Raw genomic sequence first — 12,088 nt, forward strand, 5'->3', positions numbered from 1 at the left:
GGTCAGGTGGGGAGGAAGGCGCCGGCGAAAGGTGTGCTGCCAGGGCATCCCAGCCGCTTGGGAGGCCGCCCAGCCTGGACCGCGTGGACAACCGCAGCCAGATCCGTGAGTTCCTGACCTCCCGCCGGGCCCCCGCGGATCAGGCCTGAGCATCGCCCACGCGTCAGGCGGCCGCGCGGAGGGGGGTCTCCTCGTCTCCCGCCCGCACCGGCAGCGGGACGATCTCCGTACGGGACGCGGGCAGCAGCCGTGCGGCCACGGCGATGACGACGCCGAGGACGACCGCCACGCCCATCGCGGCCCGCAGCGACGCCGCGCTGGACAGGAAGCCGATCATCACGGGACCGAGCAGCAGGCCCGCGTAGCCCATGGCGCTCGCCTGCGCGATCGCCGGGCCGGGCTCGGGCGTCGCGGTCCCCGCCAGCGACAGCGCCATCGGCGTGATGGTCGCCACCGACAGTCCGATGAAGAACAGCCCGGCCACGGCCGCCACGGTCACCGGCGCGGCGATGACCGCGAGGAACGCGAGCGCGGTGGCGGCGCCGGAGAACATGACCAGCCCGCGGGCGCCGTAGCGGCCGCGCAGCCGATCGCCGGCCAGCCGGGCGAGCAGCATGCCCGCCTCGAACACCGGATAGCCGAGCGCGGCGACCGCCTCGGAGGCGTGCAGCGTGCCGATCAGGTAGAGGCCGTTCCAGTCGGCGACGACGCCCTCCACCATGAACGCGGCGAAGGTGATCGCACCGAGCAGGTAGACGACCCCGGGGAGCCTGCGCCGGGAGCGGGCGGACGACGCGGCGCCGGCCGTCCGCTGCGCGGCATCGGGCAGGTGCATGCGGCTGAGGGCCAGCGCGGCGGGCACCGACACCAGGGCGACGACCAGGATATGGGCGGTGAGGGACAGCCCCAGGGCGATGGCCGCCGTGCCGAGCAGGCCCGCCGAGATCGCGCCCACGCACCATCCGGCGTGCATGCCGCTCATGATCGGCCGGCCGTACGCGCGCTCGACGGCCGAGCCCTGGGCGTTCATGCCGACGTCGACCGCGCCGAAGGCCATGCCGAACAACGCGGCGGCCACGGCCAGCACGGGGAGGGACGGCGCGAACGCGACGAGGACCAGTGACGCCGCGCACAGAGGGGCGGCCGCGCGCAGGACGCCGCGGCTGCCGAACCTGGCCAGGACGACGCGCATGAGCTGCATGGTGAGCAGCGCGCCGAGCCCCCAGCTGAGCAGGGTGAGCCCGACCGACGACTCCGGCAGGCGGAGCCGGTCGGCCAGCGCCGGGAGGCGCACGGTGAAAGTTCCACACATCAGGCCGGCCAGGACGAAGGTGAGGACTGCCCCGTGACGGGCCTTCCTCAAAGCGCGGGTCATCACAGCTTCCTTTCCAGGTGTGTCAAGTGGGTTTCCGAGCCCGGATTTACGGGCAGACACCAGCAGGTCGCCCTTTCACGGCAAGGCCGGAAGGAAGGGCGACCACCAAATGGGTGTTCAGGGGATCACAGGCCGCGCTACAACAGGGCGAGCAGCCTGGCGCGGATCGCGGCGTAGTCGATGATCGCCGCACAGTGGGTGGCGACCTCCCAGACGCCCTCACAGGCCAGCCGTACGACCTGGGACGCCAGGGGATCGGGCTCGTCGTCCAGGCCGTCCCGCATCCAGCGGGCCATCGCCCCGCGCAGCGGCGCGAGCAGTTCGGGATCGCCGGCCGCGCCCGTGACCACGGCCCATCGTCGCAGCCGGCCGGTCTCCACGGCCTCGAACGTCGCGGCGAGGTACGCCCGGGTGTAGGTGCTCTCCGACTGCGCCTCGATCAGCGCGTCGAAGTCGGCGATCAGGCGCTCGATCATGCCTTTGACGAGCGCTTCCTTGCTGGCGAAGTGGTAGAGGAGGCCGCCCTTGCTGACGCCGGCGCGCTCGGCCACCGCCGCCAGGGTCAGGGCCTGGGCGCCCTGGTCCTGAAGCAGGCCCTCGGCCGCGTCCAGCAGTTCGTCCCTCCTCATGCCGCCTACTGTACCGTCTGGACGGTTCAGCCGCGACACGTTATCGGTGTCCTCCCTCTACCCGGATACGCTTGGTGGGCTGAATACGTGTCAGGGAGGGGTCGTGGGAACTGCGTATCTGGACCATGCCTCGACCACGCCGATGCTGCCCGAGGCGATCCAGGCGATGACGGCCCAGCTCGGAGAGGTCGGCAATCCCTCGTCCCTGCACGCGGCCGGCCGCCGCGCCCGGCGGGTCGTCGAGGAGTCGCGCGAGACCATCGCCTGCGCACTCGGCGCCCGCCCGAGCGAGGTCGTGTTCACGGCCGGTGGCACCGAGGCCGACAACCTCGCCATCAAGGGCCTCTACTGGGCGAGGAAGCGGCCCAGGATCCTGATCAGCTCGGTCGAGCACCACGCCGCCCTCGACCCCGCCCACTGGCTCGGCGACAACCACGGCGCCCGCGTCGAGCTGCTGGAGGTGGACGAGCAGGGCCGGGTGCATCCGGAGACGCTGCGCGAGGCCATCGCCCGCGACCCGGACGACGTGGCGCTCGTGAGCGTCATGTGGGCCAACAACGAGGTGGGCACCGTGCAGCCGGTGCGCGTGCTGGCCGCAATCGCGCACGAGTACGGCATCCCCTTCCACACCGACGCCGTGCAGGCGGTGGGCCAGCTCCCGGTCTCGTTCGCCGAGTCCGGCGTGGACGCCATGACCGTCTCCGGCCACAAGGTCGGCGGTCCCGTGGGCGTGGGTGCGCTGCTGCTGGCCCGCGGCGTCGACCCGGTTCCGGTCCTGCACGGCGGCGGGCAGGAACGCGACATCCGCTCCGGCACTCTCGACGCGCCGGCCATCGCCGGGTTCGCGGCGGCGGTCGAGACGGCCGTCGCGCGCCAGCCCGCCACGGCCGAGCGGCTGTCGGCGCTCCGCGACGACCTGATCGAGCGCGTACGGCGGGCCGTGCCCGACGTGGTGCTGAACGGCGACCCGGTGAACCGGCTGCCGGGCAACGCCCACTTCTCGTTCCCCGGCTGTGAGGGGGACGCCCTGCTCATGCTCCTCGACGCCAAGGGCGTGGAGTGCTCCACCGGTTCGGCCTGCTCCGCCGGGGTGGCCCAGCCGTCCCACGTGCTGCTGGCGATGGGCCAGGACGGCGTGCGGGCCCGTGGCTCGCTGCGCTTCTCCCTCGGTCACACGTCCGTGGAGGAGGACGTCGACCGGGTCGCGGACGTCATCGGGCACGTCGTCGAGCGCGCCCGGCGTGCCGGTCTGTCATAACCCGCCCGCCACGCCGCAGGCCTACTGCGCCGTACGCCTCCTACCGGGCCGTACGCCTACCGGGCCGTACGGCGCAGCAGCGCCCGCTGCAGGCGGAGGACCGCCCGGGTGCGCCGTGACGAGCGCAGCCGCCCCAGGCGGGCTTGGAGCCGGTCGCCCAGCTCGACGAGCAGTTCCTCGTCCGCGAAGCGCTCGATCTCCGGGAACATCTGCCGCTCCTCGTGCAGATGGGCGTGCGACTCCAGCACGTCGCGCAGCGCGTCCAGCTCCCGGTCGAACCGCTCGGTCCGCGGGTCGGCGCGCACCAGCGCAGCGAGCTGGTCGGTGAGCTGGCGGTGCTCGGACCAGGCCGCGGCGAGGGCCGGGGTGACGTCGCGCAGGGCGGGATAGAAGATCGCCTCCTCGATCCGCTCGTGCATCCACAGCTCGTCGAACAGTTCGCCGGTGAGCGCGCGCCGCCGTCCGAGCTGGGAACGCGGCGTCTCCCGCAGGCGCCGTATGAGCCCCCGCACCACCTCGTGGTGCTCCACGAGCACCCGTGTCGCCGTCTTCCGCCCCTGTTCGGCCGGCACTCCCGGGGCCTCCGTGAGCACCTGCGACCTCCTCCTCACGGCTGCACCTCCTGCTGGTGAACCAGGGCGCTCCCGGGCGCCGCGGTGGTCACGGCCGGCGCCCTGCGCACCTCGATCCACCCGTCGCGTACGCGGGTCTGGAAGCACGGCGCGGGTGCGGTGGCGGGGCCGTTCAGGCTCTCCCCGCTGGACAGCTCGAACCGGGAGCCGTGCCAGGGGCAGGTGAGGGAGCCGTCCCTGAGCCAGCCCTGGGACAGCGGGCCGCCCAGATGCGGGCAGGCGTTCTGCAGGGCGTGGATGCGGCCCTCCGCGCGGACCAGGACGACCTCCACGGCCCCGGCCCGCGCCCGATGCGGGCTTCTGTCGGGCAGGTCGCGCTCGGCCATCACGCGGGTGAAGTGGCGGGGTTCGAGCCTCTCGTCCGTATGGTCGACCCCGATCCGGTGACGGTAGACGAGCGTGCCGCCCAGGAAGGCGCTCGTCATGATCACGGGATAGCCGAGCAGGGCGGCGAGCAGCCCGCGCAGGTGGTGTCCCCGGCCCCGCTGCCACCACGACACCCCGTACAGGCCGAGGGCGAGCGTGTTGAGTGTGCCGTGGACCATCCCGACGCGCCGCGCGTCGTCATGCGTGTGCTGCCAGTCGTGCAGGCCGGTCACCGCCGCGGCCAGCGCTCCGGCGATGCCGACTCCCACGGCCGCGCGCGCCGCCCGCCTCTGCCCGGTGAGGTCGAGGACCAGCGCCGTCGTCCAGCAGCCGATGGGGAGATCGGTGAACACCGGATGGAGGGGGTGCCCCAGCCAGACGCCGTGCAGGACGCCGCGGGCGCGCCCTCCGGTTATCCCGAGGAGGTTCTCCGTGAACGCGAGGCCCTGTTCGAGCCGGTGCCCCGGCCGGTCGAGGCGGCCGTCACCCTCGATCGCGTTCGGCAGCCGGTCCAGTGCGCGCTGAGCCATGTCCGAACCCCAATCCGGCCCGCGGCCTGCGGGAACGGGTGGAACGCGGGCGCACGCCCGCGCGGTGCTCCTGCGACGTGCCCGCTCCGTATGCGGTGAAACGCGCCGAATATCCGGTTCAGGTCAGGAAGGGGGCCACCGCGCTCCAGGAGGGGTCCTCGGCCACGTCGACGCGGGCGTGCCCCTCCTTCCACTCGGCGGCGATCTCCTCGACCACGGGCGGCACGGCCGCCGCGGGATCGGCGTACACGTGCAGCACCCGGCTGCGGTCGGCGCTCATGTGGGCCGTCAGCACGGCCGAGCCGGCCTCGGCCAGCCGGCCGGTCAGCCGCTCCTCGAAGTCGCGCAGCGCGTCCAGGGATGCCCCCGCCGGCAGCCCGTCGCCGTCGGCCTCGCGGTACGGCAGCGTGACGGCGATGTGCTGGTCGAACAGCGGGAAGTCCACGGGCCTGAGGGGATAGCGGGCGGCGGCGGTCAGCCGGCCGCCGGTCGCGGTGTGGCCTTCGAGCAGCGCCCACTGCTCCTCCTTGAAGCCATCCGCCACGTCGGCGACGACGGAGGGCAGGTGGACCGCGGGGAGGGCGTCGATCGGCTCGAACTCCGCGGCCACGATCTCGCCCAGCCACCGGGCCACCTCGTCCTCGCCCAGCAGCCAGTCGAGCGCGAGGAAGGTCGCCTCCGTCCGCGTGTCGTCGTCGACGTCGGGGAAGATCGGGTGGAAGGCGGTCACGTCCACGCGCGGGGTGCCGGGCGGCACGCGTAGCGCCACCACCAGCCGGTCGAGCCCGAACTCCCGCCCGCCGACGTCGACCGTCAGGTCCGCGGCCTGCGGATTCGCCTGCCGCGACGGATAGAACTCCCACATGGCGTCCGCCGGCGGCGCGGCCAGGGCCCACCGGTGGGCGAGCGGCCGCAGCTCCGGGTCGTTCGACGCGCTGACCACCAGGGCGTGCACGGCCATGCGGCCGGGGGCGATCTCCCAGACGAGGGAGGGATGGAGTGCGGTGACGGCGGGGCCGATCACCTCGGCCAGGGCCTCCGGGTCCTCTGCCTCGACGTACGCGTCGATCTGGGGACGGGCCTGGTCCCACCAGGTCCAGAACTCCGCGATGGCCTCGGCGGGGTCGGCGGACTCGCTCTTGCGCCCGAACAGTCGCATGACCCCGCATCCTCCCAGCCCGCCCGCCCCGATGCCAACGCGGGCGCGCTCCCGTGGGGGGTAACCTCGATGTGTTATGGGTCCCACAGGAAAGCTCCGTGTCCTCGCCGCCATGTCGGGCGGGGTCGACTCCGCGGTGGCCGCCGCCCGGATCGCCGAGGCGGGGCACGACGTGACCGGCGTCCATCTGGCGCTGTCGTCCAACCCGCAGTCCTACCGCACGGGCGCGCGCGGGTGCTGCACGCTGGAGGACGCCCGCGACGCCCGCCGGGCCGCCGACGTCATCGGCATCCCCTTCTACGTGTGGGACATGGCCGAACGGTTCCACCGCGACGTGGTCGAGGACTTCGTCAGCGAGTACGCCGCCGGCCGCACCCCGAACCCCTGCCTGCGGTGCAACGAGAAGATCAAGTTCGAGGCGGTGCTCGACAAGGCGCTCGCGCTCGGCTTCGACGCCGTCGCCACCGGCCATCACGCGCGGCTGGAGGACGGTGTGCTCCGGCGCAGCGTCGACGAGGCCAAGGACCAGTCGTACGTGCTGGGGGTGCTCACCCGCGAGCAGCTCGCGCACGCGATCTTCCCGCTCGGCGGCTCGACCAAGGCGCAGGTGCGCGAGGAGGCCGCGCGGCGCGGGCTGACCGTCGCCGACAAGCCCGACAGCCACGACATCTGCTTCATCGCCGACGGCGACACCCGGGCGTTCCTCGCCGAGCGCCTCGGCGCGTCGGAGGGGCCGATCGTCGACGCGCTCACCGGCCGGGTGGTCGGCAGCCACCAGGGGGCGTACGGCTTCACGGTCGGGCAGCGCAAGGGCCTGCACATCGACCGGCCGGCCGCCGACGGCAGGCCGCGTTACGTGCTGTCGATCGAGCCGGTGTCCAACACGGTCACGGTCGGTCCGCGCGCATCCCTGGAGGTGACCTCCATCGCGGCGGAGCGGCCGGTGTGGAACGGGCCGCTGCCGGAGCCGTACGAGCCGATCACCTGCACCGTGCAGCTGCGGGCGCACGGCGAGGTGTACGGCTGCCGCGCCCAGGTGTCCGGCGGCGAGCTGCACATCCAGCTCGACCGCCCGGCGACCGGCGTCGCGGCGGGCCAGGGCGCCGTCCTGTACGACGGCGACGTCGTCATCGGCTCCGCCACGATCGCCTCGGCCGGCTGAACTACGAGAGCTCGACGGACTCCCCGACCGGGATCCGGCGGAAGTCGGCCTTCTGCTTTCCGGCCTCCATGCCGAGCCAGTTGTCGATCAGGGTCGCGCCGATGTCGTTCACGAGCCCGTCGTGGGTCGAGTAGGCCCGCGCGGGACGGACGTAGCGCAAATACATGATCATCTCCGCCCCCTTGAGCCACGGCGCGTTGGTCGGCACGAGCAGTGTGGGGACCTCGGCGCCCGGCGGCGTGAGGGCGTCACCGGGGTAGAACACCTCGTCGTCCACGAAGAAGCCGACGTTCTGCACGGGCGGCACGTCGGGAAGGTTGAGCGCGTGCCACTCGCCGACCGTCCGCACGTGGAACCCCGCCGTGTCGAAGGCGTCCCCGTGGGTGACGACCCGGACCTTCGCCGGGACCTGACCGAGCTGGTCGGCGACGGCCTGGCAGGTGTACACCTCCAGGTCCGGGCTGGCGTCCTTGAACAGATTCACGTCCACGTGGTCGAAGTGCTCGTGCGTGATCAGCACGGCGTCCGCCCCGTCGAGGAGCCCTGCGCCGCTGAACGCGCCGGGATCGATGACGAGGGTCCGGCCGTCCTTCTCCAGCCGCCAGCACGCGTGACCGAGTTTGGTGAGTTTCATAGTCCTTAAGCTAGTCACCGTGAGTGAGTATCCGTGGAACGAGGCCACGGCAACCGGGGTGGGGTCCTATCCGGGCGAGGACCATCTGGAGGCGGTCAGGACGGCCTTCGGCGAACTTCCCATGCCCTACCTCCCCGAGCTGCCCGCCCGGGGCGTCGGGGCCGACATGATCGGGCGTACGGCGTCCCTGCTGGTCGAGCTGCCCGTGGAGGTGCAGCCGTCCGGCTGGCGGCTCAGCGACCGGCCGGGACGGGATTTCAAACGGGCCAGGGACCACCTCACCCGCGACCTGGACGGGCTGGAGGAGGTCTCGCAGGGCTACGAGGGGCCGTTCAAGATCCAGGCGTGCGGACCGTGGACGCTCGCCGGGGCGATCGAGCTCAGGCACGGCGACAAGGTGCTCGCCGACGCGGGAGCCGTACGCGACCTGACCGAGTCGCTGGCCGAGGGCCTGGCGCAGCACGTGGCGGAAATCCGGCGCCGGATCCCGGGAGCCGAGCTCGTCGTCCAGATCGACGAGCCGGGGCTGCCGGGGGTGCTCGCGGGCACGGTGCCGACCGCGTCCGGCTTCGGGCGGCTGCGCGCCGTGGAGTCCCCGATCGCGGCCGAACGGCTGAAGACCGTGCTCTCCGCGCTCGGGCCCGCCTTCCCGGTCGTCCACTGCTGCGCGCCGGGTGTGCCGTACGACGTCATCCGTACGGCGGGGGCGCGGGGCGTGTCCGTGGACGCCGCGCTGCTGCGCCGCCGCGACGAGGACGCCATCGGGGAGACGATCGAGAAGGGGCTCGCGCTGTTCCTCGGCGTCGTGCCGGGGACCGACTCCCGGCTCGCCGACGTCGGCGTGGTGGCCAAGCCGGCGGTGGAGCTGTGGCGGCGGCTCGGCTTCGCACCGGCGAGGCTCGCCGCGCAGGTCGTGCTCACTCCCGCGTGCGGCCTGGCCGGAGCCTCTCCGGCGTACGCCAGGGCGGCGCTGGCCCGGTGCCGGGAGGCGGCCCTGGTGCTGCGCGAGGACCCCGGCGAGTGAGGCCGGTACGGGCGCGCGGCGTGCGCGTGCGCCGGGCGTGCGGGCGCGGCGTGCGCGTGCGCCGGGCTTGCGGGCGCGGGAAGTGAGGGCGCGGGGAGTGCGGGCGGAAGCAGGGCCGCCACGAGCGATCCAAGCGGCCTCCCAGCTCATCCCCAAGTGATTCACAAGCCTTGTCACGTATCTCTTGACGTGCTGGAAGTTCGGACGTTCAGGAGAAGACCCCATGCGAAGCGCCGCGCGCCTTCTGCTCCCTCTCGCCACCGCCGCTCTGGCCGCCGGTCTCGCCGCGGCTCCCGCGCAGGCCTCGGCCTCGTCCGCGGCGGAGACCTGGAAGTGGGGACCGACGGCGTCCTCGGACACCAGGGGCTGGGCGAACGGGCACGTCCGGTCGGGCTCGTCGGGCCTGCGCATCGTCGGCGACCTTTACGACGCGGGCGGGGCGAAGACCTGCTCGTGGGTGAAGATCAAGTGGCTGACCGACCGCGGGAAGTACCGCACGGCGACCTACCGGAACTGCTCTCAGTCCACTCCGCGCAGGTTCACGGTGAACGCCGGGTACATGCTGCTCGCCAAGGCCATGGTCTGCCGGGGCAGCGCGACCCGCGTCACCGGCAAGTGCTCTCGCTGGGAGCGGGTCTGGACCCAGGGAGGATGACCCTCGGGCCGGTCCCCTCCCCATCCACGGAGACCGGCCCGAGTACACCCGGACAAAAAGGAATGAAAGTGGGCTGCAAGCGGTCTACCGTAATTCTCGATCGCTCAATGAGACGAGGGGCCGCGCGGTCTGGAGCGGCCCTCTCGCCGAGCGGTCCGGCGGGAGCCGCCCACGTCCTCGGCGCGGCTCCCGCCCCCGTCCTGCGCGAACTGTCGGTCGCCGGAGATACGGTTGCCCTGGGTGTCTGACGAGGGGAGACGGGCGACGTGACCGACAGGGCTTACGAGGCTGACGAGCTCGACGGCGCCACGCCCGGGGACGCGGCGGACGGGCACGCGGAGGCCGCGAGCGAGGTCGAAAGTGTGACGGGCGCCGCCGGGATCACGGGGAGTGCCGAAAGCGCGCCGGCCGAGGCACGGGAGCGGCACGCCGAGCTCACGGAGCTGCTCGAGGACGCCAACTGGCGCTACTACGTGCTCGACTCGCCCACGGTGAGCGACGCCGAGTACGACGGCTGGATGCGGGAGATCCTGGCGCTGGAGGAGGCGCATCCCGATCTGCGCACGCCCGACTCGCCCACCCAGAAGGTGGGGGCGCCGATCTCCACCGAGTTCGCTCCCGTCACCCATCTCCAGCGCATGGAGAGCCTCGACAACGCCTTCAACGACGCCGACCTCGCCGGCTGGCAGGCCAGGGCGGAGCGGCTGATCGAGGCCGACCCCGGCCCCTACCTGTGCGAGCTGAAGATCGACGGCCTGGCCGTCGCGCTCATGTACGAGAAGGGCCGCCTGGTGCGCGGCGCGACCCGGGGCGACGGGCGCACCGGCGACGACATCACGCCCAACATCCGCACGCTCGGCGACGTGCCGCACCGGCTCACCGGGGACGGCGTCCCCGACCTGCTGGAGGTGCGCGGCGAGGTCTTCCTGCCGGTCGAGGGCTTCAAGAAGCTCAACGAGCAGCTCATGGACGCGGGCAAGCCGCCGTTCGCGAATCCGCGCAACTCGGCCGCCGGCTCGCTGCGGCAGAAGGATCCGCGGATCACCGCGCAGCGCCCGCTGCGGATGATCGTGCACGGCGTCGGGAAGTGGGAGGGCGGCGGTCCGCCGCCCGCCACCCAGTCGGCCGTCTACGAGCGGCTGCGCGACTTCGGCCTGCCGGTCAGCGACCGCTACCGGGTGGTCGAGGGCCTCGACGAGATCCGCGAGTTCATCGCCTTCTACAACGAGCACCGCCACGACCCGGAGTACGAGATCGACGGCGTGGTCGTGAAGATCGACCGCATCCCGGTGCAGCGGCAGCTCGGCTCGACCAGCCGGGCTCCGCGGTGGGCGATCGCGTTCAAGTACCCGCCGGAGGAGGTCACCACCAAGCTCCTCGACATCCAGGTCGGCGTGGGCAGGACGGGCCGGGTCACGCCGTTCGGCGTGATGAAGCCGGTGGTGGTGGCCGGGTCCACCGTCGAGCGTGCGACGCTGCACAACGGCTCGGAGGTGGCGCGCAAGGGGGTGCTGATCGGCGACACCGTGGTGCTGCGCAAGGCGGGCGACGTCATCCCCGAGATCGTCGGCCCGGTCGTGGACCTGCGGCAGGGCGGCGAGCGGGAGTTCGTGATGCCCACGCACTGTCCCGAGTGCGGCACCGAGCTGGCCTACGAGCGTGAGGGCGACGCCGACCTGCGCTGCCCGAACGCCCGATCCTGCCCCGCGCAACTGCGCGAGCGGATCTACTTCGCGGCCGGGCGCAACGCGTTCGACGTCGACGGTCTGGGCTACGTCGCGGCGACCGCGCTGACCCAGCCGCTGCCGCCGCAGGAGCCGCCGGTCCGCACGGAGGCCGACCTGTTCGACCTGACCGTCGAGAAGCTGCTGCCGATCAGGTCGGTGGTCCGCGACCCCGACACGGGGCTGCCGAAGACCGATCCGGAGACCGGCGAGCCGAAGGTGGTCTCCTTCTTCGCCAACATCTCCGGAGAGCCGAGCAAGAACGCCGAGCTGATCCTCGAGCAGCTGGAGCAGAAGAAGGACCAGCCGCTGTGGCGGGTGCTCGTGGCGCTGACGATCCGGCACATCGGGCCGCCCACGGCCCGCGCGCTCGCCGCGGAGTTCCGCTCGATCGACGCCATCGCCAAGGCGTCGGAAGAGGAGCTCGCGGCCGTGGAGGGCATCGGCCCGCGGGTCGCCGCGACCATCAAGGAGTGGTTCGCGGTCGACTGGCACCAGGAGATCGTCGACAGGTGGCGGGCCGCCGGTGTCCGGATGGCCGACGAGTCGCCCGAGGACGAGGGGCCGCGTCCGCTGGAGAGGCTGACGTTCGTCGTCACCGGGACGTTGTCGGATTTCAGCCGTGACGAGGCGAGCGAGGCCATCACCGTCAGGGGCGGCAAGGTCACCGGATCGGTTTCCAAGAAGACAAGCTTCCTGGTGGTGGGGGACAACCCAGGGTCGAAGTACGACAAGGCGGTCAAGGCCGGCGTCCCGATCCTGAACGAGGAGGGCTTCCACACCCTGCTGAGCGAGGGCCCCGACGCCGCCCGCGCCGCCGCCGTCACCCCCGAGGAGTGACCCGCGTCCTGGGGAAGCCGAGGCAACGCCGGCGGGAGCACAGGGCAGCGCCGGCTGGAGCACAGGGCAGCGCCGGCGGGAGCACAGGGCAGCGCCAACG

General features: G+C 72.7%; 11 protein-coding genes. 5 read left to right on the forward strand and 6 right to left on the reverse strand.

The window, feature by feature from the left end; genetic code table 11:
- Positions 1-163 precede the first annotated feature (163 nt).
- Positions 164-1,375 (reverse strand): MFS transporter, encoded by a 1,212-nt coding sequence (locus AB0J39_RS12700; RefSeq protein WP_363463762.1) that lies wholly within the window; start codon positions 1,373-1,375, stop codon positions 164-166.
- Between the two features lie 137 nt (positions 1,376-1,512).
- Positions 1,513-2,004, reverse strand: a complete 492-nt coding sequence (locus AB0J39_RS12705) for a TetR/AcrR family transcriptional regulator (protein ID WP_169984248.1) — start codon at positions 2,002-2,004, stop codon at positions 1,513-1,515.
- A 103-nt stretch (positions 2,005-2,107) separates the two neighbouring features.
- On the opposite strand from AB0J39_RS12705, the gene AB0J39_RS12710 reads away from it, so the two are divergent.
- Positions 2,108-3,262, forward strand: a complete 1,155-nt coding sequence (locus AB0J39_RS12710) for a cysteine desulfurase family protein (RefSeq protein ID WP_363463764.1) — start codon at positions 2,108-2,110, stop codon at positions 3,260-3,262.
- Positions 3,263-3,318: 56 nt separating this feature from the next.
- On the opposite strand, the gene AB0J39_RS12715 is transcribed toward AB0J39_RS12710, so the two are convergent.
- The 3 genes from AB0J39_RS12715 to AB0J39_RS12725 all read right to left on the reverse strand — a co-directional run bounded on the left by AB0J39_RS12715 (position 3,319) and on the right by AB0J39_RS12725 (position 5,949).
- Positions 3,319-3,855 (reverse strand): hemerythrin domain-containing protein, encoded by a 537-nt coding sequence (locus AB0J39_RS12715; RefSeq protein ID WP_363463766.1) that lies wholly within the window; start codon positions 3,853-3,855, stop codon positions 3,319-3,321.
- A gap of 14 nt (positions 3,856-3,869) precedes the next feature.
- Positions 3,870-4,790, reverse strand: a complete 921-nt coding sequence (locus tag AB0J39_RS12720) for a Rieske 2Fe-2S domain-containing protein (protein WP_363463767.1) — start codon at positions 4,788-4,790, stop codon at positions 3,870-3,872.
- Positions 4,791-4,908: 118 nt separating this feature from the next.
- Complete coding sequence (locus AB0J39_RS12725) at positions 4,909-5,949, reverse strand: DUF695 domain-containing protein (RefSeq protein WP_363463769.1); 1,041 nt, start codon at positions 5,947-5,949, stop codon at positions 4,909-4,911.
- A gap of 76 nt (positions 5,950-6,025) precedes the next feature.
- Between AB0J39_RS12725 and mnmA the strand changes: the two genes are divergently transcribed.
- Positions 6,026-7,111, forward strand: a complete 1,086-nt coding sequence (gene mnmA, locus AB0J39_RS12730; RefSeq protein ID WP_363463771.1) for a tRNA 2-thiouridine(34) synthase MnmA — start codon at positions 6,026-6,028, stop codon at positions 7,109-7,111.
- 1 nt (position 7,112) lies between these two features.
- Here mnmA and AB0J39_RS12735 read toward each other — a convergent pair whose 3' ends face one another.
- A complete protein-coding gene (locus AB0J39_RS12735; RefSeq protein WP_363463772.1) occupies positions 7,113-7,745 on the reverse strand; it encodes an MBL fold metallo-hydrolase in 633 nt (210 codons plus the stop codon).
- 19 nt (positions 7,746-7,764) lie between these two features.
- On the opposite strand from AB0J39_RS12735, the gene AB0J39_RS12740 reads away from it, so the two are divergent.
- The 3 genes from AB0J39_RS12740 to ligA all read left to right on the forward strand — a co-directional run bounded on the left by AB0J39_RS12740 (position 7,765) and on the right by ligA (position 11,988).
- A complete protein-coding gene (locus tag AB0J39_RS12740) occupies positions 7,765-8,769 on the forward strand; it encodes a methionine synthase (protein ID WP_363463774.1) in 1,005 nt (334 codons plus the stop codon).
- Between the two features lie 223 nt (positions 8,770-8,992).
- Positions 8,993-9,424, forward strand: a complete 432-nt coding sequence (locus tag AB0J39_RS12745; protein ID WP_363463775.1) for a hypothetical protein — start codon at positions 8,993-8,995, stop codon at positions 9,422-9,424.
- A gap of 380 nt (positions 9,425-9,804) precedes the next feature.
- Positions 9,805-11,988 (forward strand): NAD-dependent DNA ligase LigA, encoded by a 2,184-nt coding sequence (gene ligA, locus AB0J39_RS12750; RefSeq protein WP_363463777.1) that lies wholly within the window; start codon positions 9,805-9,807, stop codon positions 11,986-11,988.
- Positions 11,989-12,088 lie beyond the last annotated feature (100 nt).

This window comes from Microbispora sp. NPDC049633, assembly GCF_040675265.1.
Taxonomy (GTDB): Bacteria; Actinomycetota; Actinomycetes; order Streptosporangiales; family Streptosporangiaceae; genus Microbispora; species Microbispora maris.

Bases quoted from the DNA above. Each gene is read 5' to 3' on its own strand.
- AB0J39_RS12700 (WP_363463762.1), bottom strand. From the start codon at position 1,375: ATGACCCGCGCTTTGAGGAAGGCCCGTCACGGGGCAGTCCTCACCTTC.
- AB0J39_RS12705 (WP_169984248.1), bottom strand. From the start codon at position 2,004: ATGAGGAGGGACGAACTGCTGGACGCGGCCGAGGGCCTGCTTCAGGAC.
- AB0J39_RS12720 (WP_363463767.1), bottom strand. From the start codon at position 4,790: ATGGCTCAGCGCGCACTGGACCGGCTGCCGAACGCGATCGAGGGTGAC.
- AB0J39_RS12725 (WP_363463769.1), bottom strand. From the start codon at position 5,949: ATGCGACTGTTCGGGCGCAAGAGCGAGTCCGCCGACCCCGCCGAGGCC.
- mnmA (WP_363463771.1), top strand. From the start codon at position 6,026: ATGGGTCCCACAGGAAAGCTCCGTGTCCTCGCCGCCATGTCGGGCGGG.
- AB0J39_RS12735 (WP_363463772.1), bottom strand. From the start codon at position 7,745: ATGAAACTCACCAAACTCGGTCACGCGTGCTGGCGGCTGGAGAAGGAC.
- AB0J39_RS12745 (WP_363463775.1), top strand. From the start codon at position 8,993: ATGCGAAGCGCCGCGCGCCTTCTGCTCCCTCTCGCCACCGCCGCTCTG.